Below are 21,910 nucleotides of genomic sequence, written 5' to 3'. Positions count from 1 at the left end.
TAAAAAATAAAAAAACCGGAATTTTCCGGTTTTATATATCTGTTCCATTTGTCTTTTTTGGTTTAAGCCCACTACTTTTTCTATTATCTCTTGTTTTTAATTGATCCATCTTCTCATTACTATCTTTTAAAAATTTATTCATCTTATCTTCAAAAGACATAAACTTCATTTTATCATCTGGTTTATTCCATTCAATTTCAACTGGTTTATTAGTCTTAGGTTTTGCTTGTCTTATGGAAAGACTTATTTTTCCCTCCTTTGAAATTGAAAGAACCTTTACCTTTACTTTCTGATCCTTCTTTAAGTAATCAACAACTTTCTCAACATAATCGTGAGATATTTCTGAAATATGGACAAGTCCGCTTTTCCCTTCTGGTAGCTGGATAAACGCACCGAAGTTTGTTATCCCTGTGACAGTGCCATCAACTACATCTCCTACTGATACCGGCATGAATTAATGATCCCCCTTAAAATAATTTTCTTAATTAAGTATATATTAGAAATCTTTTATTGTCAATGAAATCTACTTATTTCTAATGGTTAAGAAATGGTTTTTTTTCTTATTTTTATCAATATATATAATTTCTCTTGGTTTTACCATTCCTAATTCATCTCTAGCAATCTTTTCAACAAATTGCAAAGAATTGCTATTTTCAATTTCTTCATTTAAATTTTCTATTTCTTTCTCTAAAACTTGAATTTCTTTCAGATTGTAATCCCTTTTTGCCTCTAGACCTTCCATTAGATTCTTTTGGTTCCAAAAGATAAGGGTAATATATATAAAGAAAAAACCGATTATCATATGTATTAACCTTAATCTTTTTTTCTTTCTTTTCTTATTTGCCATAATTCCACCACCTATGTATAGTATTCTACAAAAGTTTAAAAACTCCTTTATTTCTTTGTAGAAATTATCTTTTTGTATTTTTTTATTTCTCTTATTATTTCTATCGGTATTTTTTTAGCTTTTTTTAGTGTTGGTAATAACTTTCGTTTAAATAATTTTACGGGATATGAAACAATGGTTACAATTCCTATTACAATTTTATTTAAAACTCCTCCGATTCTTATTAAAACTGGATAAATAACCCTACTAAATATCTTTGTGTATGTAATGACACCAATAAAGAACCCAAGTATAATATACCCCCTTATTTCACCCCAATTAATTTTAATAAGGATATAGAAAAATATAGAGGTAATAATTGTCCAAAATATAAGATCTCCTAAATAGGATATGAATTTGCTGGGTCTAGAATAATATCTTATAGTTCTATATATATCATAAACAGACCCAGCTATCAACCCTCCATAAATAGATGTCAAGAAAATATGTAATTCTAGGATTAATGAAGTATCCATTTTACTCTCCTTAAATAATATTATTTAAACAATTTTCCCATTATATTCTTTGGCGTTGCCTCACGAGCTGTATATGCTACACTATTTATTTTTCCATCTATTTTTACACTACCTTCATCCAAATTTAGCTTAGAAATATTTAGTTCTTCACCTTTTATGGTCATTCCTCCCTTTATGGTCGTAAGAATGATTGTACTATCATTGAAGCTCTCTACTTGTTCCACACCTGTTACTGTCATCAATCCTCTATCTTCAACAATTATGTTTTGATTTTTAAACTTTATCTTATTCTCAGTCATTGATTTCCCTCCTTTAACTAATTACTAATATTTATGAAAAAAAAAAGACTTTTATTACAAAGTCTTTTATTCTATCTTTTTATATAATTCTATTGCATTATCTTTTTTAACATTGTCAGTAATATCCATGACCTCAAACTTCATAGAACCAGTGCCAAAATTTATCTGCACTATATCACCAATCTTTACCTCATCTCCAGGTTTGGCATTTTTGTCATTAATATATACCCTTCCCTGTTCACAGGCTTCCTTGGCTATAGTTCTCCTTTTAATTATCCTAGCATTTTTCAAAAACTTGTCTATTCTCATATTTTTACCTCCTAATACACAAGGTCATTCTCTACAAAAAAATCAGGTCAAAGACCTGATTTTATTATTTATTAACTAATTCTTTTAAAGCTTTTCCTGCTTTAAATACAGGAGCCTTTGAAGCTGCTATTTTTATAACTTCTTCTGGATTTCTTGGGTTTCTACCTTCTCTAGCTTTTCTTTCTCTTACTTCAAAAGTACCAAATCCAACTAATTGAACTTTTTCTCCACCTGCTAGTGTTTCTTCAACTGTTCTCATGAATGCATTTAATGCTGCTTCTGCGTCCTTTTTAGTCAAATTACTTTTCTCAGCTATACCTGCTACTAATTCAGCTTTGTTCATAATAATTTCCTCCTCATAGTTTGATTGTTTATTTAATAATTAATTCTAAATAAAGTTATAAATGCCACTTCTATCTGCTTTTATTTTCAATCCTAATGGATATTATGTATCTTTGCTTGATTCCATAATTCATCCATTTCAACCAAAGTCATTTCTTCAAAAGTTTTGTCGATTTCTGTAAGTCTTTCTTCCATAAACTCAAATCTTCTAATAAATTTATTTATAGTTCTGTTTAAAGCTACTTCTGGGTTGACATCAAGAAATCGGGAAAGATTAACTACTGCAAAAAGTAGATCTCCTAATTCTCCTTCAGTCTCTTCAGCACCACCTCCAAATTTATCCATAGCATCAACTACCTCTTCATATTCTTCCATTACTTTAGTAAGTGGACCTTGGATGTCTTCCCAGTCAAATCCAATTTCAGCTGCTTTTTCTTGGATTTTAAAGCTAGTCATCAAAGCTGGTAGTTTTGGAATATCTTTTAGTTTGTCTGTAAAACTTATGATGTCCCTCTTAGCATATTTTAATATATTCCAATTATATACTACTTCGTCAGAGTTTTCCACATCTTTTTTTGAAAAAACATGAGGATGTCTATAAATTAATTTATTGGCAAGAGCTGATGTTACTTCATAAAGACTAAATTCCCCTTCATCAAATGCAATCTGACAATGAAATATTACTTGCAACAATAGGTCTCCTAGCTCCTCAATAATATTGTCGATATCACCGCTATCTATTGCATTTACTACTTCATAAGCTTCTTCAATAACAGATTGTCGAATGGATTCATGAGTTTGTTCCATATCCCATGGACACCCATCCTCAGATCTTAATAATCTCATTATACATAATAAGTCATTGAAATCAAATACTTTTTTATTTATTTTTTCCATTTTCGGTATATATATACTAGTAAGGGCCCCAATTACTTCAGATCTATCTAATTCACATATAGGTACAAAGTCCTTTTTTTCATCTTCCTTTACACCAGCACTATGAATTAAGTACACTTTGTACTCATCACCATATATATCGGACAATATAATTTTTACTTCAGACAATATTCGACGATTATATACCTGAGTTATAATCATATCTGAGTTTATATCCACCATCAAACTATCAAAAGAAGCACCATCTACTATTTTAAGTCCATTTATTGGATCTCTTCCTACTAGTTCTATCATGGGCTCAATAAAGCTCATACCCGATACTATTTCAATATCTATACCCTTTTCAAGCAAAAGTTGTATGGTCTTTTCTGCAACCATGGGATTACCTGGTACATAGTAGTTTATATTTGAAGATCCCTTAGATTCTTCAATTAAATCACAAACAATACTTTCATAAACTTTGTGAAAATCATCCTCTCTATCATAGAGATAGTCATATGCTTTGTAAGGAATCTTTTTTTCAACAAAGTATTCTATAGTAGGGTGTTTGTCTGTTCTTAAAAAATTTTTATCTCCTGAATTGATTCTATCTAGAGCACCTAAAGTAAGAGATTGTACACTACCAGGTCCAAGTCCTATTACATAAATTTTACCCATATTATTTCTCCCTCTACTAAACTACTTCATTAGTTTAAATTTCTCTAATCCTTTGCCTATTTTATCACCTTTTGGTAACATATTCAAGTCTTCTGATGTGATTGACCCTGTAATCACTAAAAGTATAACATATAATACTCCTCCAACTAATACTGCTAAAATGGTTGATAGTTTTCCTCCCACTATATCCATCAAAAGATAATAAGAAACCATAGCAGCAATTGCCATACCTATGGCTGATATAGCTGGTTTTACAAATACATCTTTCACATTTAATTTAATTTTAGAATATGTCAATACTGAAATTAGATCCAAAATAGCGGCAATGCAAAATGCCACAACAGTAGATATTGCTGCACCATAAATATTTATACTAGGAACACCAGTTAATGTATAAGAAAGAATAACCTTAGCTATTGCACCTATAAACAAATTTATTGCAGGTACCATTGGTTTACCTAGCCCTTGTAATATAGATGATAATACCTGAACCAAAGTAAGAAATATAACCCCTATAGACAGTATCGTTAAGATATTTCCTGTATTTATAATAGTTTCAATATCACTCTTGTAGTATAGTAATGCAATTATAGGCCTTGCAAGTACAAATAATCCTAAAGCACAAGGAAGTCCAATCAACAATGTGATTCTTATGCCTGAAGATGTGATGGACTCCACATCTTTTTTGTTTTTTCTAGCATTGGCATCAGATATAGCAGGCACTAAACTCATGGCTATAGCAACAGAAAATACTTGAGGTAGATTTATTAAAGTCTGTGCCATACCCTTTAGATTGCCGTACAAGCCATTAGCCTCTGCTTCTGTATATCCAATAGCCTGTAGCCTTTTTAAGACTATTACAACATCTATAGTATCCATAATTGGGACAATAGCAGCTCCAATTGTTATTGGAATAGCTATTATAAGAAGATCTTTTATAATAGTTTCTACTTTATATTCTTTTGTAATAATGCTGGTTTCTAATTCTCTTGATATTTCTCTTCTTCTATATAAATAAATAAATGCAATAACTATTGTTCCTCCAATAGCTCCAGCAGATCCACCAAAAGATGCACCTCCTGCTGCCATTGGAATTCCTTTATCAATTAGTAAATAAGTTAATAATAATCCAAATGCTACCCTAAAAAATTGTTCAACTATCTGCGATAAGGCTGTTGAAGTCATATCTTGATATCCTTGAAAAAATCCTCTAAATGCAGACATTATAGGTACAAGAAGTAGTGCTGGCACTAATGCAATTAATGCATAATATGCATTGCTATTCCCTAATCTCTCAACTATGGTATCCGCAGTAAAGAATACAAATAAAGAAGTAAGTACTCCTGCTATTAAAAGTCCTGATAAAGCAACCTTAAATACCTTATAAGCTCCTCTAAAATCCCCTATGGCTCTTTTCTCCGATACAAGCTTTGCAATTGCTATAGGAAACCCTGCAGTAGATACAGTAAGCAATAAAGTGTATAAAGGGTATGCTGTCTGATAATACCCCATGCCTTCATTCATTATTATATTTGTAAGTGGTATCCTATATATAGCACCTAATATCTTTACAATTACACCTGCAATTCCTAATATAGCTGCTCCCTTTAAAAAATTATTATTTTTCGACATATTCGTCCCCCCATCAATAATCTTTTATATTATATCACTTAACTTATTAAAATAATACTAAAAGATAAAACCTACCCAATTGGGTAGGCTCTCAATTTTCCATCTGTTTTGATAAAAATCCAGCAGCAATTTCAGTTAACTTCAATTCCAATTCTCCCATATTTATTGTTGGTTCCTTTGATATAAGCATTACTGAACCAATAGGATCACCTTGCATTACTATAGGTACAATTACTTGAGCCATGTATTTATCAATATTAATGTCATCATAAATAATCTTCATGGGTTTATTATTCTCATCTGTTGCATAGGTGGTTCTTTTTTCTGTTAGTTTTTCTAACTCTGGGCTAATTCTTTTCTCCAAATATTCCTTTTTCGACCCACCAGATATAGCAATTATAAAATCTCTATCCGATATCATGGCTGTATGATTTGTATTTTCGTGAAGCGAATCACAATATTCCTGAGCAAATTCAGTTAACTCTCCAATAGGAGAATATTTCTTTAGAATTACTTGACCTTCTCTATCAGTAAATATTTCTAAGGGATCACCTTCTCTAATACGGAGTGTCCTTCTAATTTCCTTTGGAATTACTACTCTGCCTAACTCATCTATTCTCCTGACAATTCCAGTGGCTTTCATTATTAACCTCCTTAAACAATAATTGTGTAGTGAGATTATTATTTATCTAAAGAGAAAAATTTATACATCTATGTAATATTAAGTTAAAGTATTTACATTAACTGCAAAAAAGAGTTTAACCAAATAGTTAAACTCTTTTTTATATATTTATTTTGATTTAGTATCTAATATAATCTTAACCTTTGCATTTTCTCTCAATTTGTCAAGTTCATTTAAATATTTATCATCTTTTAACACAATGATAATATCATCTTTTAAATCCTCAAAAGTATCCTTCCTGTCTTCAACATATATTATATGATATCCTACTTCAGTCTTAACTAGATCACTAATCTCTCCAACCTCTAAATCAAAAGCAGCCTCCTCAAATTCAGCAATCATATTTCCTTTTTTAAAATATCCTAAACTTCCACCACTAGTAGCAGATGCACTGTCTATAGACTCTGCTTTTGCAAGTGAAGCAAAATCTTCACCAGAACCTAATCTTTCTAATATTTTTTTTCCCTCTTCTTCAGTCTTAACTAATATATGACTAGCTTTAACCACAATTAATTTTTCTTTATTCTCATTAAAATATTCTTCTGCCTCTTTGTCAGTTGCTTCTACTTCGTTTAAATAAGCTTCTCTATGCTTAGAAAGCAATAATTCCTTACTTAGATTTTTCTCGAAGAACTCTTTAGTTAATTGTTTCTCTTTTAAAAATTCGTCGAACTTCTCCTGTCCTTCCATTAGCTTAATATATTCATCCATTTGGACTTTAATCTCATCCTCAGTAACAACAATATTCTTATTTTTTGCATCGCTAGCTATAATATTTTCTATAATTAGCTTTTCAATTATGTTTTCTTTAAGTCTTTCCTCAAAGGTCCTACCTTCTTCATCGGTTTGAGACATGGCATCCTGGCCTAATTGTTGTTCATACAATGTTTTGAATACCTGAAATTCGCTATTAAATTGTTCGACAGTAATTTCCTCACCATCTACAGTTGCAACAAGTCCTTCATCAGTATTCTTGCATGCAGTTAAAGCAAATATCAAGACTAACAACAGTACAACTACTAATAATCCTTTATTTTTAAATTTATACAAATAAAAACATCCTCTCTATATCTTTTTATTAATTCACATATATTATATATTATTCTTCTCTTTATTAAAACTACTAATTTTTTCAACTAAAGATTTTAGCTCATTTAATAGATTGTCTTTTGCTTTATATCTAAATGAAGGAGGTGTAGATAAATCAAAACTTAATTTTTTTCCATATTCTGTAGCTAAATATTGTATAAGCTCTACTGTTATATTGTCCGTAGAGTTAAAATCGAGTACAACTTCTTTATCTACCTGACTAATATTTTTTATATTAGTCTTACTTCCAAGGTATCTTATATAGGAAATATCCATCAGATTTTCCACTTCTTTAGGCAGATCTCCAAACCTATCAATTAATTCATCTAGAAGCTCCCTATAATCTTCCATATTGGAAATTGAAGCAATCTTCTTATAGACTTCAATTTTTTGTTCTTCATCCTCAATATATTTAGATTTTATATATCCATCTATTTTTATATCAATTGTAGTATCTAGCTGTTCTTCTACTTTATCACCTTTTAATCTTCTAATGGCCTCATGTAAAAACTTAACATAGAGATCATATCCAATGGATTCAATTTGTCCATGTTGCTCCATACCTAAGAGATTGCCTGCCCCTCTTATTTCTAAATCTCGCATGGCTATTTTAAATCCTGAACCAAATTCAGTAAACTCTTTTATTGCTCTTAATCTTTTTTCTGCAACTTCTGACAATACCTTATTTTTCTCATAAGTAAAATATCCATATGCAATCCTATTAGACCGTCCTACCCTTCCTCTTAATTGATACAGTTGGGATAATCCCATCTTATCTGCATCATGGATTATTATAGTATTTACATTAGGGATATCTAATCCTGTTTCGATTATAGTTGTACATAAAAGTACATCAACTTCTTGTTCTAGAAAACTCATCATTACCTTTTCCAGTTCTCTTTCACCCATTTGTCCATGGCCAATAGCAAAATTCGCCTCAGGTACTAATGCTCTTAACTTTGATGCAAATCTATCTATTGTTTCAACTCTATTATATACAAAATAAACTTGACCACCACGACCTACTTCCTTTAGAATCGCATCCCTAATCATTTGTTCATTAAACTCAACTACATAAGTTTGAACAGGGTATCTTTCTTCAGGTGGGTCTTCTATAACAGACATATCCCTAATACCAGATAAGGACATATGCAAAGTCCTAGGTATAGGTGTAGCTGTAAGTGTCAGTACATCTATTGACTCTTTAAGCTGTTTAAGAGTTTCCTTATGTTTTACTCCAAATCTCTGCTCTTCATCAATAATCAACAATCCTAAATCATTAAAAAGAACATCCTTAGATAATAGCCTATGAGTTCCCACTACAATATCTACAACACCCATTCTAATATTATCAATTGCAACTTTCTGCTGTTGTTTAGTTCTAAATCTACTTAGCATCGCAATTCTTATTGGGTAATTGGAAAATCTATCCACTAGAGTATTAAAATGTTGCTGGGCAAGAATAGTCGTAGGGACTAGAAATGCAACTTGTTTTCCATCCATTATAGCCTTAAATGCAGCTCTAAGTGCTACTTCTGTCTTTCCATATCCTACATCTCCGCATAGAAGTCTATCCATAGGTTTGAATTTTTCCATATCTTCTTTAATCTCTATAATACTTCTTAATTGTCCGTCTGTCTCCTCATATGGAAATAAATCCTCAAATTGTCTTTGCCATTCTCCGTCTTTAGAAAAAGCAAAACCCTTATAAGCTTCCCTTTTAGCATATAACTCTAGCAAGTCTTTAGCCATATCAGCTACAGCTTTCTTAGCCTTCTCCTTTGTTCGAGCCCATTCTGCACTGGATAGTTTGTTTACCTTTGGTTTTATGCTATCTGGACCAATATATTTCTGTATTAAATTCATTTGGTCTATTGGTACATAAAGCTTATCCTCACCCTTATATCTTATGGTAAGATAATCTTTCTTTATTCCTTGAATATTTAATTGTTCAACACCTTCATAACGACCAATACCATGGTTTTCGTGTACTACATAATCATTTACCTTAAGATCTGAAAGATTAATTGACTTGCTTTGGCTTTTTCTTTTTAATCTACTTGATTTGCTCTTTCCGGCACCAAATATTTCTTTATCACTAATTACAATAAACTTTAATCCTGGATACTCAAATCCTCCTTGAGTACTGCCTGGAGTAATAAAAACTTGTGAAGATTTAATCTCAACACCTTTATCCATTATAAAACTACACTCAACACCAAGATTTAATAAAGTTTCCTGAATCCTCCTACCTCTTTCTTCCGTGCCAGAAAGTATAATAATCTTATAACCTCTGTATTTATAATGATTAATATCCTCCTTTAAAACATCCATCTTATTGTGGTAAGACTGCATGCCTTTTATGGAAAAATCATATATTTTTTTGGGTTTAAAACTATTATCTCCACTTAGTATGGCACTATTGGTGATACATATCTTTTCTTTCATATCCTCTAGAATAGTATTATAATCGAAATTAATATTCTTATGTAAAGGAAGGAGTTCTCCTATCTCAAAAAGATCTGTAAACTTCATGTTGAAATCTTCTTCTAAGTTCTTTGCAGATTCTTCGATTCGCTTTGGCTCATCAAGGAAAATCATAGCATCATCTTTTAAATAAGAAAAAATTGATGTTAAGTTTTCTCCAGGTATATAAGGTACTATCATATCTCTATTGGAAAAAAATAGTTTTTCCTCAAGAAGCTCTTTATATTTATTGAATTTAACTTCCATATTCTGCTTCTCTAGCATATTAGTCTTTGATTTAGATACTGAACCTAAAAAATCATTGCTTAGATTTTGAATAATTTCATCTCTATATTTATCAATTACTAAGATTTCTTTTACTGGAGAAATAAATGCAAAATCAAGGACCTCTATTGATCTTTGATTTGTAATATCAAAAGTCCTAATAGAATCAATTTCTTCATCAAATAATTCTATTCTATAAGGGTGTAAACTATAGGGTGGAAAAAAGTCTAATATTCCACCTCTAATGCTAAATTGCCCTATACCTTCTACCATACTTACTCTTTCATATCCACCATCTATTAATAATTCAATAGTATTTTCTAAATCAATTTCTTCACCTAAACTAATTTTCTTCGAATAAGAATTGAAGATATCCTTAGACATAAGTTTGCTAAAGATGGACTCAAGAGATGCAACAAGTAACATATCCTGCCCCTTGGCTAACTTAGATAATATACCTAGTCTTTTATTTGAATTCTCATAGCTAAAAGCATCAACATCATAGAGAAGTAATTCTCTCTTTGGAAATAATACCACATCTTTATTCCCTAAATTTACTATATCTTCATAAATCTTTCTGCTGCGCACTTCATTAGTTGTAATTAAGAGTATTTGTTTATTAGTATGCTCCTTAAGAGCATAGATAATATGCCCTATACTTTCATCTATGATTCCATAGGTAGCTATAGGACTTGTTTTCTTTTCTATATCTTTTATAAGTTTATTATATGATTCCAAGTTGTTTAATGGATCTATCAAAAAATTATTCATGTCTTCACCCCAAACACCATAGCCCAGGTTTAATCCTGGGCTCTATTTCCTTTAGTATTAAATTCATTCATTGCTTGATCTAAATTATATTTTATAATAGCCTCTACTGATTCTGCAGCTGTTAAAATAGACTCCTCAATAATTTCTCTCTCATCCTTAGGAAATCTACTTAACACAAAGTTGGCTAGGTCCTGTCCTTCATGTTTTTTCCCAATTCCTATCTTTACTCTAGGAAAATCATCTCTCCCCAGTAAATATATAATTGATTTCATACCATTATGAGACCCAGCGCTGCCTTTTCCTTTGATTCTGACCCTAGAGAAATCAATATCAATATCATCTACAATTACTATTATCTTATCCACCGATAGCTTATAAAAGTTACATATATCACGAACAGTCTCCCCACTATTATTCATATATGTTTGAGGTTTTACAAGAAGAACTTTTTCGTTTCCTATAGTTCCTTCACCATAGACAGATTTAAATTTGATCTTGTTAATACTAATATTATTCCTCTTTGCTAATAAATCTATGGTATCGAAACCAACATTATGTCTCGTATTAGTATAATCCTTTCCAGGATTTCCTAGACCTACTACAACAAACAAAAAATCATCTCCTGTGAACTTTATTCAAATAATGTACTTACAGACTCATTGTCATGAATTCTTTTTATAGCCTTAGCAAATATTGGAGCTACAGATACTACTTCTATCTTTTTGATTCTCTTATCCTCCAAAAGTGGTATAGTATCAGTGATAATAAATTTTTCTAGCTCAGATTTTTCTATTCTTTCTATAGCAGGACCTGATAATACTCCATGAGTGGCACAGCCATAGACTTTCTTAGCACCAAAGTTTTTTAACACAGAAGCAGCTTGAGTAATAGTTCCTGCTGTATCAATTATATCATCAATTAATATAACATTTTTGCCGTCTATATCCCCAATGATATTCATTACTTCTGCCACATTAGCCTTTGGTCTTCTCTTTTCTATAATAGCGATAGGAAGATCTAATAAATTAGCAAAGTTTCTAGCTCGTGTTACTCCACCTAAATCAGGAGAAACAACAACTGTCTCTTCATCTATTATATCTTTGAAATACTCAGCTAATATAGGTACGCCTGAAAGATGATCCACTGGAATATCAAAATAACCTTGAATTTGTGCAGCATGTAAATCCATGCTAATTACCCTATCTGCACCAGCTGTAGTCAGTAAATTTGCTACAAGTTTAGCTGTAATTGGTTCTCTTGCTTTAGTTTTTCTATCTTGTCTAGCATATCCATAGTATGGAACTACTGCATTTACTCTGCCTGCTGATGCCCTTTTAACTGCATCAATAAGTATCAAAGTTTCCATCAAATTGTCATTCACTGGAGTACAAGTTGGTTGTACTATAAATACATCTATACCCCTAACTGTCTCACTAATATTTACATTGATTTCTCCATCACTAAAGTGGTTAACATCACAAGACCCTAAAGGTATGCCCAGTTCTTTACAAATCTTTTCTGCTAATTGATTATTTGCATTACCTGAAAAAACTTTCATACCACCCATACATAAATTCATTTAAAATTTCCTCCTAAGTTTATTTGTAATTTTTATATCCTTTTTTTTCTACCCAACCATTTATATTTTTTTGTTCTGATCTTTCAATTGATAAACTAGCTTCCGGTACCTCTTTTGTTATAGTAGAGCCTGCAGCTACATATCCCCAGTCATTTACCTTCACAGGAGCAACTAAATTAGAATTGCTGCCAATAAATGAATGGTCCCCTACCATTGTCCTAAACTTTTCTTTCCCATTATAGTTTACAAATATAACCCCACATCCAATATTTACATTATGCCCAATATCCGCATCTCCAATATAAGCAAGATGTCCAGCTTTTGTTTCATCTTTCACTGTAGAGTTTTTCACCTCCACAAAGTTACCAATCTTAACATTTTTACCAATATTACTATGTGGTCTAAGATGGGCATAAGGGCCAATATGAGTATTATCCCCTATGTAACTTTCCTCAATAGTTGAGGATTCTATCTCTACTCCATTGGAAATTGTACTGTTTATTATTCTAGAATTATGTCTGATAATACAATCTTCACCAATTACTGAATTCCCCTCTAAGGTAACTCCTGGATAAATAACTGTATCTCTACCAATTTTTACATTATCTTCTATATAAGTATTGTTAGGATCTATAATACTTACACCATTTACCATATGAAAATTATTTATTCTCTTTCTCATGATTTCCTCACTAGAAGCTAACTGAACTCTAGAATTAACTCCATGAATCTCATTAGAATCAGCTATTACAAATGCTCCAACCTTATATCCTTCATCTTTAAGTATGCCTATAACATCCGTAGCATAATATTCTTTTTGAGCATTGTTATTATCTATTTTTCCTAAGGCATATTTTAACAATTTCCCGTTAAAACAATATATGCCAGAATTAATCTCTTTAATTTTCTTCTCTTCCTCCGAAGCATCCCTCTCTTCTACTATTTTAAGGATATGTCCATTCTCTTCTCTGATAATTCTACCATATCCTGTAGGATTATCTAGTAATGCAGTAAGTACAGTTCCTTGAAACTCATTTTCATTATGATAATTCATCAAGTTATTTATGGTATTTTCTGTAATCAGTGGTGTATCACCATATAATATAATTACGGTGCTATTATCTTCTATATGATCAACTGCCTGCATTACTGCATAACCAGTGCCATATGGGACATCATCACCTATAGGTTGAGTCTTAAATACAATAGGCTCGTCTTTAAAATATTCCTTAACCATGTCCCCACCATGACCCACGATAACTATATTCTTTTCAACTGCTGCACCTTTACTAGCATCTATTACATATTCCAAAATAGGTTTGCCACAAACTTTATGTAATACTTTAGAAAGTTTAGATTTCATCCTTGTGCCTTCACCAGCTGCTAATATAATAGAAATATTCATTTTTTACACCTCTTTTTAAAATTATCTATCAAATAATATTTTAACCCATTTATAATATAAGTCTACAACAAAATTTTTAAATTGAATACATTTTCTTATACAACAAAATAAAAAAGAGCCAAATGGCTCCTTTTTATTTTGTTATTCTGTAGCTAAAGATTTTTCATATTCATTCATAATTGCATCTTGCATTTTTTGCCTTGTATCAGCATTAATTGGATGAGCTATGTCTCTAAACTCACCATCTGCCATTTTTCTACTAGGCATTGCAATAAACAATCCATTTTGGCCCTCAATTATTTTAATGTCGTGTACCACAAATTCTCCATCAAAAGTAACTGATACTATAGCCTTCATTTTCCCTTCTTCTGAAATTTTCCTCAGTCTTACATCAGTAATCTTCATTGTCAAATTCACCACCCTCTATAAAGTCACAAAAACTATTGAATATTCTATATATTCTATATATCTTTCAAAAATCCTTCTTTTTTCCAAAAATATTTTTTTTTTTTTATTTTATATCAAAAAACACAAAACTTTACATAATATTTAAAAATATCTTTAATTATTATTTCATTATGATATAATCTATCAGTGACAAATTAAAACTATTAGAATAAAATAATATAAATATATAAGATGGTAATAATATAGATATGAAAGTAATCTTTTAGGAGGAAAGCTTATGTTTGAGTTTGGTATAAATGAAAAAAAATATTCTAAAGTTCATTTTATAGGAATTGGTGGTATATCCATGAGTGGTCTAGCAGAGATTCTTCTTGATGAAGGCTATACTGTAACGGGTTCTGATTCTAAGAATAGTTTAATAATAGAACGATTGAGAAATTTGGGGGCAGATATCTACATAACACACAATGAAAATAATGTGGTTGGTGCAGATTTAGTAATATATACTGATGCCATTTCACAAGATAATGAAGAGTTAGTTAAAGCTCAGACTTTAGGAGTATCTATAGTAGATAGAGCAACTTTCTTAGGCGCTTTAATGAAGAATTACAAAAATTCGATTGCAGTATCTGGTACACATGGAAAAACAACAACCACAAGTATGTTATCTACAATACTAAATCGTTCCACATTAAATCCTACCATACTATTAGGTGGAGAATTAGATGAGATTGGTGGAAATGTAAGAATTGGTTCAAAAGAATATATCCTTACAGAAGCGTGTGAATATAAGGGTAATATTTTGAAATATTTCCCTACAATGGCAGTAATATTAAATATTGATGAGGATCATTTAGACTATTTTAAAAGTATTGAACATATATTAGATACCTTTGTTCAATATGGCAAGAATCTCACTGATCATAGTTGGTTATTAATTAATGGAGATGATGTTCACTCTAAAAAGGTAATTGATAATACCTTAGCTAAAGTAGTTACTTTTGGAATTGATGGAGATTGGGATTATACAGCAGAAGATATAAAACTATCAAAAGAAGGATTCCCTTCTTTCACTTTAAAAATTAAAGGATATGGATTATATCCAATTAAACTAAATGTAATGGGTATTCATAATATTTATAATTCTTTAGGCTGCATTGCTGCAGCACATATTTACGGTGTACCATTAGAAGAAATACAAGAAAATATTTCATCATATACAGGAGTTCATAGAAGATTAGAATTTAAAGGCTACTATAATGGTGTAAAAATAATAGATGATTATGCGCATCATCCTACTGAAATTAAAGCAACATTGAGTGCATTAAAGGAGTTTACAATTGGGGATCTTTATTGTGTTTTTCAACCCCACACTTTTACAAGAACAAAACTTTTACTAGACAGATTCGCAGAATCTTTTATAGAATCAGATAAAATAATTATTACAGATATATATGCAGCTAGGGAACAAGATAATGGGACTATTCATTCAAAAGATTTAGTAAATGCAATAATAAATAAAGGTTCAAATGCAATATATATAGAATCATTCAATGATGTAGAGTCTTATCTAATAGAAAATACAAAAGAAAATGATATAATTGTCACTATGGGTGCAGGTAATATATACCAAGTTGGAGAAGCAATAATAGAATTAGCTAAGGAAAAAACAGCTGTATAAATTAATGTAAGATGCAATATTATTCACTCTATTGCATCTTTTTCTAAGCATAAAAAAATCTTACCCTATAAACTAAGGATTCAGGTCTTTTACATTGTATATTTTTTCAAGGGCTTTCTTTGTTTCAGTTTTATTGAAAGTAAAATATGATAATACTTTTTTACCTACCTTTTTAAACTCCGCTTCTCCAGGTAAGGTTTGCATTTCAAAATCATTACTATTCATTCCTAATGCCTTTCTGCCATAACTTAAGGAATCCATTAAATTAATATCTGTTTTAACATGGTTAAATCCATTTCTAAGGACGGCAAGCATATTGTCCGACGCTTTGCCTATGAAAGATTGAATGAACTGTTGTTGCGCCTTTATTCTGCCCAAATCCCCATCCGAATACCCTCCACCACTCTTGTTTCCCTTTCTGTATCTTAAAAAATCCAAGGCTCTTTTACCATCAAGAACTTGTTTACCTGATGGAATATCAATATTCAAAGGCGGTTTAGAATAAGGGTCTTTATATTTCATATTAAAAGGTATATCCACTTCAACTCCACCTATATTATCAACAATCTTCTCTACACCCTTATAATCAAGCATTACATAATGATGTATTGGTACACCCTCTAATATATGAGATACTGATTTTTTGACTCCAAGAATACCATGGTCACCATATATGCTATTGATTTTTCTCTGTTCTGCTTGATTATATCCCTTTCTATGGATATATGTATCTCTTGGTATGTTTAGCAAGTTCATTTTTTTTGAATCTGGACAAAACGATGCAAAAATAATGGTATCAGATCTAATGTCCTCCATACCTATTATCAAAAAATTAATTCTATTACTTTTTTCTATAGCTTCTTTTAAAGTAGAATATATCTCAGGTTCCTTTGGCTTTGTTTCCAGTTTTTTTATAATTGTATTAGATAATTTCATTTTTTCAGAGTAACCAGCACCTGAGTTGTTTTCAAGGACAATATCGTTATCTTTTACATATGAATAAGAGCCAATAAATAGAGCAATTGCAAAACAGGTAAATGATACAATAAAAACTTTGATAAAAGTTTTCATCTGAATCCACCTTTCTCATTAGAATCTTTCTAATTTATTGTAACCAAAATTATATATTTTAACTGTTTAATAAAAATTAATATGGATTCATAGAAAAACCCTCCAGATGACTGGAGGGCAAAATTTTAATATTCAAAGAAACCTTTTTTAGTTTTTCTACCTAATAATCCACCTCTAACCATTTTTCTAAGTAATGGGTGTGGTCTATATTTGGAATCACCAAATTCTTCATATAATACTTCCATAATAGCTAAACATACATCAAGACCAACTAAATCTCCTAAAGCTAAAGGTCCCATTGGATGATTTGCTCCTAGTTTCATAGCTTCGTCTATATCTTCAGCTGATGCAACACCATCTGCTAGAATTCCAATTCCTTCATTGATCATAGGTATAAGGATTCTATTAACTACAAATCCTGGAGCCTCTTCTACTTCTACAGGAGTCTTACCTAATTCTCTAGATAGCTCAAGAATAGTATTTTTTGTTTCTTCTGAAGTTGCAATTCCTTTAATAACTTCAACTAATTTCATCATTGGAACTGGGTTGAAGAAATGCATCCCAACAACTTTGTCTGGTCTATTAGTTGATTTTGCAATTTCTGTAATAGATAATGAGGAGGTATTTGTAGCAAGAATTGTAGTTTCTTTACAAATCTTATCTAACTTGCCAAAAGTCTCTCTCTTAACATCCATATCCTCTGAAATAGCTTCAATAACTAAATCACAGTCTTTTAAAGCTTCAAAATCAGTAGTTATAGTAATATTATTTAAAGTATTGTCCATTACTTCTTTTGTAATTTTTTCTTTTTCCACTAGTCTGTTTAGACCTTTTTCTATGGACTTAATACTTCCTCGTGGATTTGCTTCATCAATGGATCTAACCCACATAGTTACTTCATAGTCCTTTTGTGCAAAAATTTGAACAATACCGCATGACATAGTTCCCCTACCTAATATACCAACCTTTTTCATATTGGCACCTCCATGTTATTTTAATTTATATTCAGGTGTGCGTTTTTCTAAGAACGCTTCCATACCTTCTTTTTGATCTTCAGTTGCAAAACATAGCGCAAATAAATCCTTTTCGATAGACATTCCAGTATCTAAGTCTGCCTGCAATCCTCTATTTACTGCAGTTTTAGCATATCTTACTGCCAATTGAGATTTTTGTACTATTTTATTTGCTAACTCCATAGCAACAGTCATTAATTCCTCTACTGGAACTACTTTGTTTACTAATCCTATCCTATAAGCTTCATCTGCACCAATTATATCACAAGTAAAAATAAGTTCCTTTGCTCTTCCCTCTCCTATTAGCCGTGGTAATCTTTGAGTACCTGCAAATCCAGGCGTAATACCCAATCCTACTTCAGGTTGTCCAAATTTGGCTTTATCAGAAGCTATTCTAATATCACAACACATGGAAAGTTCACAGCCTCCACCTAAAGCAAAACCATTAACCGCTGCAATAGCTGGCTTTTCCATTAGTTCTATTTTTCTAAATAAGGATAATCCCTTCTCAGCAAAATTTCTAGCTTCTACTGGATTCATAGATTTCATCTCTCCAATATCCGCCCCAGCTACAAAGGCTCTGCCCTCTCCTGTCAAAATAAGTACATGAATGCTTTCATCATTATTAATTAATTCTACTGCATCTGATAACTCATCTAAAACTAAAGAATTTAATGCATTTAATGCATTTGGTCTATTGATGGATAGAATTCCTATATGTCCTTCTTTTTTTAGCAATAGAGTTTCCCAGCTCATAACAAAACCTCCTTTATGTATTATACTTTGTTAATATTATATCAAGTATTAAATGATATAGCAATAACTATATTAATTTATATTATAAATTATACTCTTGTAATAGTATTTATTGTACCTTCAAAAACAATTAACTGAATATGTAAACATATTCAGTTAATTGACATCCATGAGAACAACAGCTAAATCATCTTCCTGCTCTCCCCAATTATAAGAAATGATTTCATCGTTTATTTCATTTAATATATCTTTTTTATGGTCATTTAGTATGTCAATAATGAACTCGATACCAAATTCATTTCCATTCCTATCTTTTGATTCAGTTATTCCATCTGTATAAAATAACACTTTATCTCCTTTGCTTAAATAAATGGATTTTTCTTTGTATTTAATTTCATTAAATAATGAAAATATAGGGAATCCCTTTATCTCTAATTTATCTATACCATTATTATTGTATTTTATAGGTATGCAATTGTGTCCTGCATTAGAATATCTAAACTCATAGGTCTTTTTATTAAAAATTCCGTAGAAAATTGTAAGATATTTATCTACATCCAGATTTAATGCAGTAAATCTACGATGTAATTCTGATAAAGCCTCAGCGGGACTTAAAAAGTTATCTTTTATAGCTCTCATTGTTTGCCTTATAAACATTGTCATCATAGCAGCTGCTACACCATGACCAGATACATCTGAAATATATATGCCAATATTTTCTTCATCTATGCGGAATACATCAAACATATCTCCACTTAGCATCTCGGAAGGTTTGTAGATATAATCAATAGAAATATTATCTAATACTTCTTTATTGGGAAGAATCTTTTCTTGAATTCTTTTAGCGAAACCTAAGTCTTTACTCATCTTCTTGTTTTTATCAATTAATTCAAGTTCTAATTTTCTCTCCCTAGTTACATCTCTGAATACTTCTACTGCTGCAAGAACTTCTCCCTGAGAATTAGTTACAGGAGAAGATTTGACAGAAAAAAATCGGCCGTTAATATCTTCTTCTTTTTGTACTATTTCTCCAGTTTCTATACTTCTTCTTGTAATACAGAAACTACATGCTTTTTGCTTTCCAAGAGCTTTATAGCACTTAACTCCTACACCTTGATCTCCTAAGGCGTTCTTCATTGTTTTATTAACATAAATAACATTGCCCTCTTTATCTACTACTCGAACCCAATCAGCCATACTCTCCAACACATGATAATTAAGCATACCGTATTCCGCTATTTTACTCTCTGCATAATTTAACTCATTTTTATTTAGCATGCATTATCACCCACATATAAAATTTTCTTAAACTTATATCTAACGCAACCTTTTTATTTGTTCTACATCAATGATATAACATTTTATAAATATTATCCACCAAAATTTTGCATTATATCGCATTATTATGTTAAGCTTAGTCAATAAATATATTTATTACTCGTAATTTACTTCAACCTCTTCCTCTTCTAAAAATCTTGCCATAGCATATATGGTATCTGATAATCTATTTACATACTTAATTACCAAAGGATCAATTTCAGCATGACTTGTTAGGGTAACAATATTTCTTTCTGCCCTTCTACATATGGTTCTAGCTACATGTAGATATGCTGACTTTTTATTAGACCCATTTACAATGAATCCCGTAGGTTCAGGAAGTTTGCCCATATAATAATCAATTATCTTCTCCAATTCCTTTATATCCTGTTCGACTATATAATACATGACCTTAGTGCTATCTTCAGTCGCTAAATTTGCTGCAACAGTAAATAGTTTGTTTTGTATTTGGTGAATTTTATCATACATTTCTTTATCTTCAACATAGTTTTTTGCCAAACCTAGAAAAGCTCCTAATTCGTCAATAGTTCCATAACTCTCTACCCTTATATCATCCTTAGATACTCTTACATCATCAAACAAAGATGTACTTCCCTTATCTCCTGTTTTTGTATAGATATCCATTTTACTCCTCCTTCTTTGGTGGTCTAGGTCCATAGTATTGATAATAATCTACCTTGATTCTGCCGTTGTAAAGTTTTCTTTTCTTATCTGCCTTTTTTCCATAATGATTTTCAAATTGTTCATCAGAAGTAATAATATAAGTTGACCAAGTATCTAGTTCTTGAAACTTAATACCCAAGTCCTTATAAAGCTCAGCTACTTCTTCCTTTTCTCCAATCCTTTCACCATAAGGTGGATTAGATATAAGAACTCCATATTCATTATTCAATTCAGCTTCCCTAAAATCTTTGTTGAAAAATGCAATATCATCTTCCAATCCAAAGTTAGCTGCATTGTCTCTTGCTCTAAGAATTGCTTTTTTATCTATATCACAGCCCAATATGTGTAATTTAGTTTCAGTATCAATGGCTTTAAAAGCCTCTTTTCTAGCCTCTGACCATAACTCCTTGGGTACTCTTTCCCACTCCTCTGCTGCAAAATCCCTATCCAGTCCTGGGGCTATGTTCTTTCCAATCATAGCAGCTTCAATAGGAATGGTGCCAGAACCACAGAATGGATCAAATAGAACTCTATCCTTATTCCAGAAACTCAACAATACCATTGCTGCTGCTAAAGTTTCCTTTATAGGAGCATCTCCTTGTCTATCTCTGTAACCTCTTTTATGAAGTCCTGCACCTGAAGTATCTATGGTCAAAGTGGCTATATCTTTTAAAAGTGCAACTTCAATAGTATATTTTGCTCCAGTCTTTTCAAACCATTCCACATTATATTTGGTCTTTAGTTTTTCAACAACTGCCTTTTCTACTATTCTTTGGCAATCTGATATACTAAATAGTTTTGAGTCAATACTCTTTCCTTCTACTACAAAGTTTCCATTTTCACCAATCCATTCTTCCCATGGAAGAGCTTTGGTCTTTTCAAATAATTCATCAAAACTTAAAGCCTTAAACTCACCTAATCTTACTAATACTCTGTCTGCAGTTCTAAGCCATAAATTGGTCTTAGGTATATCTTTTTCTGTCCCAGTAAATGTCACCTTACCATTTTCTACTTTTAAATCCTTGTATCCTAAATCCATTAATTCTCTTTTAACTACTGATTCTAATCCAAATGTGGCAGTAGCAATAAGTTCTATGTTTTTCATCTCATCTCTCCTCAAGTTATATAACTATCTCTATTATACTCTATTCAATAATCATTTAGCTATTAAATTTGGTTATTTTTTAATTAATTGGGTATATAAA

At 31.1% G+C, this 21,910-nt stretch carries 22 protein-coding genes; 1 reads left to right on the top strand and 21 read right to left on the bottom strand.

Going from position 1 to position 21,910, the window contains the following annotated elements; genetic code table 11:
* Window positions 1–31 precede the first annotated feature (31 nt).
* From RIN63_RS03650 to spoVG, 15 genes are all read right to left on the bottom strand, one after another.
* Window positions 32–451 carry a S1 RNA-binding domain-containing protein gene (locus tag RIN63_RS03650; RefSeq protein WP_310443305.1) on the bottom strand — a complete coding sequence of 140 codons (420 nt, stop codon included), beginning with the start codon at window positions 449–451 and terminating at the stop codon, window positions 32–34.
* Window positions 452–523: 72 nt separating this feature from the next.
* A complete protein-coding gene (locus tag RIN63_RS03645) occupies window positions 524–847 on the bottom strand; it encodes a septum formation initiator family protein (protein ID WP_310443304.1) in 324 nt (107 codons plus the stop codon).
* A gap of 47 nt (window positions 848–894) precedes the next feature.
* The gene (gene yabQ, locus RIN63_RS03640; protein ID WP_310443303.1) at window positions 895–1,362 is read right to left on the bottom strand and encodes a spore cortex biosynthesis protein YabQ; all 468 of its coding nucleotides are present in this window, start codon (window positions 1,360–1,362) and stop codon (window positions 895–897) included.
* 20 nt (window positions 1,363–1,382) lie between these two features.
* Entirely contained in the window at window positions 1,383–1,661 is a 279-nt protein-coding gene (yabP, locus tag RIN63_RS03635; RefSeq protein ID WP_310443302.1) for a sporulation protein YabP, read from the bottom strand.
* 66 nt (window positions 1,662–1,727) lie between these two features.
* Window positions 1,728–1,970 (bottom strand): RNA-binding S4 domain-containing protein, encoded by a 243-nt coding sequence (locus tag RIN63_RS03630; protein WP_310443301.1) that lies wholly within the window; start codon window positions 1,968–1,970, stop codon window positions 1,728–1,730.
* Between the two features lie 64 nt (window positions 1,971–2,034).
* Entirely contained in the window at window positions 2,035–2,313 is a 279-nt protein-coding gene (locus RIN63_RS03625; RefSeq protein WP_310443300.1) for an HU family DNA-binding protein, read from the bottom strand.
* Window positions 2,314–2,405: 92 nt separating this feature from the next.
* A complete protein-coding gene (mazG, locus tag RIN63_RS03620; protein WP_310443299.1) occupies window positions 2,406–3,866 on the bottom strand; it encodes a nucleoside triphosphate pyrophosphohydrolase in 1,461 nt (486 codons plus the stop codon).
* Between the two features lie 21 nt (window positions 3,867–3,887).
* The gene (locus tag RIN63_RS03615; protein WP_310443298.1) at window positions 3,888–5,498 is read right to left on the bottom strand and encodes a polysaccharide biosynthesis protein; all 1,611 of its coding nucleotides are present in this window, start codon (window positions 5,496–5,498) and stop codon (window positions 3,888–3,890) included.
* Window positions 5,499–5,589: 91 nt separating this feature from the next.
* Window positions 5,590–6,141: a stage V sporulation protein T gene (gene spoVT, locus RIN63_RS03610; RefSeq protein WP_310443297.1), complete on the bottom strand. Its 552-nt coding sequence runs from the start codon at window positions 6,139–6,141 to the stop codon at window positions 5,590–5,592.
* Between the two features lie 147 nt (window positions 6,142–6,288).
* Window positions 6,289–7,230, bottom strand: a complete 942-nt coding sequence (locus RIN63_RS03605; protein ID WP_310443296.1) for a peptidylprolyl isomerase — start codon at window positions 7,228–7,230, stop codon at window positions 6,289–6,291.
* 42 nt (window positions 7,231–7,272) lie between these two features.
* Window positions 7,273–10,791, bottom strand: coding sequence for a transcription-repair coupling factor (mfd, locus tag RIN63_RS03600; protein WP_310443295.1), 3,519 nt, complete (start codon window positions 10,789–10,791; stop codon window positions 7,273–7,275).
* Between the two features lie 29 nt (window positions 10,792–10,820).
* Window positions 10,821–11,402, bottom strand: a complete 582-nt coding sequence (pth, locus tag RIN63_RS03595) for an aminoacyl-tRNA hydrolase (protein ID WP_310443294.1) — start codon at window positions 11,400–11,402, stop codon at window positions 10,821–10,823.
* 20 nt (window positions 11,403–11,422) lie between these two features.
* On the bottom strand, window positions 11,423–12,370 hold the full coding sequence (locus RIN63_RS03590) for a ribose-phosphate pyrophosphokinase (protein WP_310443293.1): 948 nt from the start codon (window positions 12,368–12,370) through the stop codon (window positions 11,423–11,425).
* A gap of 19 nt (window positions 12,371–12,389) precedes the next feature.
* Window positions 12,390–13,775, bottom strand: a complete 1,386-nt coding sequence (gene glmU, locus RIN63_RS03585) for a bifunctional UDP-N-acetylglucosamine diphosphorylase/glucosamine-1-phosphate N-acetyltransferase GlmU (protein ID WP_310443292.1) — start codon at window positions 13,773–13,775, stop codon at window positions 12,390–12,392.
* Between the two features lie 141 nt (window positions 13,776–13,916).
* Entirely contained in the window at window positions 13,917–14,180 is a 264-nt protein-coding gene (spoVG, locus tag RIN63_RS03580) for a septation regulator SpoVG (RefSeq protein WP_310443291.1), read from the bottom strand.
* A gap of 280 nt (window positions 14,181–14,460) precedes the next feature.
* On the opposite strand from spoVG, the gene murC reads away from it, so the two are divergent.
* Entirely contained in the window at window positions 14,461–15,864 is a 1,404-nt protein-coding gene (gene murC / locus RIN63_RS03575) for a UDP-N-acetylmuramate--L-alanine ligase (RefSeq protein WP_310443290.1), read from the top strand.
* A 72-nt stretch (window positions 15,865–15,936) separates the two neighbouring features.
* Here murC and RIN63_RS03570 read toward each other — a convergent pair whose 3' ends face one another.
* The 6 genes from RIN63_RS03570 to RIN63_RS03545 all read right to left on the bottom strand — a co-directional run bounded on the left by RIN63_RS03570 (window position 15,937) and on the right by RIN63_RS03545 (window position 21,810).
* Window positions 15,937–16,935 (bottom strand): LCP family protein, encoded by a 999-nt coding sequence (locus RIN63_RS03570; RefSeq protein WP_310443289.1) that lies wholly within the window; start codon window positions 16,933–16,935, stop codon window positions 15,937–15,939.
* Between the two features lie 125 nt (window positions 16,936–17,060).
* The gene (locus tag RIN63_RS03565; RefSeq protein WP_310443288.1) at window positions 17,061–17,909 is read right to left on the bottom strand and encodes a 3-hydroxybutyryl-CoA dehydrogenase; all 849 of its coding nucleotides are present in this window, start codon (window positions 17,907–17,909) and stop codon (window positions 17,061–17,063) included.
* Window positions 17,910–17,924: 15 nt separating this feature from the next.
* A complete protein-coding gene (locus tag RIN63_RS03560) occupies window positions 17,925–18,704 on the bottom strand; it encodes a short-chain-enoyl-CoA hydratase (protein WP_310443287.1) in 780 nt (259 codons plus the stop codon).
* 156 nt (window positions 18,705–18,860) lie between these two features.
* Window positions 18,861–19,982, bottom strand: coding sequence for a SpoIIE family protein phosphatase (locus RIN63_RS03555; RefSeq protein ID WP_310443286.1), 1,122 nt, complete (start codon window positions 19,980–19,982; stop codon window positions 18,861–18,863).
* Window positions 19,983–20,138: 156 nt separating this feature from the next.
* Window positions 20,139–20,666: a cob(I)yrinic acid a,c-diamide adenosyltransferase gene (locus RIN63_RS03550; RefSeq protein ID WP_310443285.1), complete on the bottom strand. Its 528-nt coding sequence runs from the start codon at window positions 20,664–20,666 to the stop codon at window positions 20,139–20,141.
* 1 nt (window position 20,667) lies between these two features.
* Window positions 20,668–21,810, bottom strand: coding sequence for a class I SAM-dependent RNA methyltransferase (locus tag RIN63_RS03545; protein WP_310443284.1), 1,143 nt, complete (start codon window positions 21,808–21,810; stop codon window positions 20,668–20,670).
* Between the last annotated feature and the right edge of the window lie 100 nt (window positions 21,811–21,910).

Source organism: Tissierella sp. (assembly GCF_031460495.1).
In the GTDB taxonomy this organism is placed as follows: domain Bacteria; phylum Bacillota; class Clostridia; order Tissierellales; family Tissierellaceae; genus JAVKTS01.
The sequence above is the reverse complement of the archived record's forward strand: the minus strand, read 5'-3'. Positions and strand labels throughout refer to the sequence as shown.

What these genes read in the sequence shown, in the direction of transcription:
- RIN63_RS03650 (WP_310443305.1), bottom strand. Translation starts at nt 451, where the DNA reads ATGCCGGTATCAGTAGGAGATGTAGTTGATGGCACTGTCACAGGGATA.
- RIN63_RS03645 (WP_310443304.1), bottom strand. Translation starts at nt 847, where the DNA reads ATGGCAAATAAGAAAAGAAAGAAAAAAAGATTAAGGTTAATACATATG.
- yabQ (WP_310443303.1), bottom strand. Translation starts at nt 1,362, where the DNA reads ATGGATACTTCATTAATCCTAGAATTACATATTTTCTTGACATCTATT.
- yabP (WP_310443302.1), bottom strand. Translation starts at nt 1,661, where the DNA reads ATGACTGAGAATAAGATAAAGTTTAAAAATCAAAACATAATTGTTGAA.
- RIN63_RS03630 (WP_310443301.1), bottom strand. Translation starts at nt 1,970, where the DNA reads ATGAGAATAGACAAGTTTTTGAAAAATGCTAGGATAATTAAAAGGAGA.
- RIN63_RS03625 (WP_310443300.1), bottom strand. Translation starts at nt 2,313, where the DNA reads ATGAACAAAGCTGAATTAGTAGCAGGTATAGCTGAGAAAAGTAATTTG.
- mazG (WP_310443299.1), bottom strand. Translation starts at nt 3,866, where the DNA reads ATGGGTAAAATTTATGTAATAGGACTTGGACCTGGTAGTGTACAATCT.
- RIN63_RS03615 (WP_310443298.1), bottom strand. Translation starts at nt 5,498, where the DNA reads ATGTCGAAAAATAATAATTTTTTAAAGGGAGCAGCTATATTAGGAATT.
- spoVT (WP_310443297.1), bottom strand. Translation starts at nt 6,141, where the DNA reads ATGAAAGCCACTGGAATTGTCAGGAGAATAGATGAGTTAGGCAGAGTA.
- mfd (WP_310443295.1), bottom strand. Translation starts at nt 10,791, where the DNA reads ATGAATAATTTTTTGATAGATCCATTAAACAACTTGGAATCATATAAT.
- RIN63_RS03590 (WP_310443293.1), bottom strand. Translation starts at nt 12,370, where the DNA reads ATGAATTTATGTATGGGTGGTATGAAAGTTTTTTCAGGTAATGCAAAT.
- glmU (WP_310443292.1), bottom strand. Translation starts at nt 13,775, where the DNA reads ATGAATATTTCTATTATATTAGCAGCTGGTGAAGGCACAAGGATGAAA.
- spoVG (WP_310443291.1), bottom strand. Translation starts at nt 14,180, where the DNA reads ATGAAGATTACTGATGTAAGACTGAGGAAAATTTCAGAAGAAGGGAAA.
- murC (WP_310443290.1), top strand. Translation starts at nt 14,461, where the DNA reads ATGTTTGAGTTTGGTATAAATGAAAAAAAATATTCTAAAGTTCATTTT.
- RIN63_RS03570 (WP_310443289.1), bottom strand. Translation starts at nt 16,935, where the DNA reads ATGAAAACTTTTATCAAAGTTTTTATTGTATCATTTACCTGTTTTGCA.
- RIN63_RS03565 (WP_310443288.1), bottom strand. Translation starts at nt 17,909, where the DNA reads ATGAAAAAGGTTGGTATATTAGGTAGGGGAACTATGTCATGCGGTATT.
- RIN63_RS03560 (WP_310443287.1), bottom strand. Translation starts at nt 18,704, where the DNA reads ATGAGCTGGGAAACTCTATTGCTAAAAAAAGAAGGACATATAGGAATT.
- RIN63_RS03555 (WP_310443286.1), bottom strand. Translation starts at nt 19,982, where the DNA reads ATGCTAAATAAAAATGAGTTAAATTATGCAGAGAGTAAAATAGCGGAA.
- RIN63_RS03550 (WP_310443285.1), bottom strand. Translation starts at nt 20,666, where the DNA reads ATGGATATCTATACAAAAACAGGAGATAAGGGAAGTACATCTTTGTTT.
- RIN63_RS03545 (WP_310443284.1), bottom strand. Translation starts at nt 21,810, where the DNA reads ATGAAAAACATAGAACTTATTGCTACTGCCACATTTGGATTAGAATCA.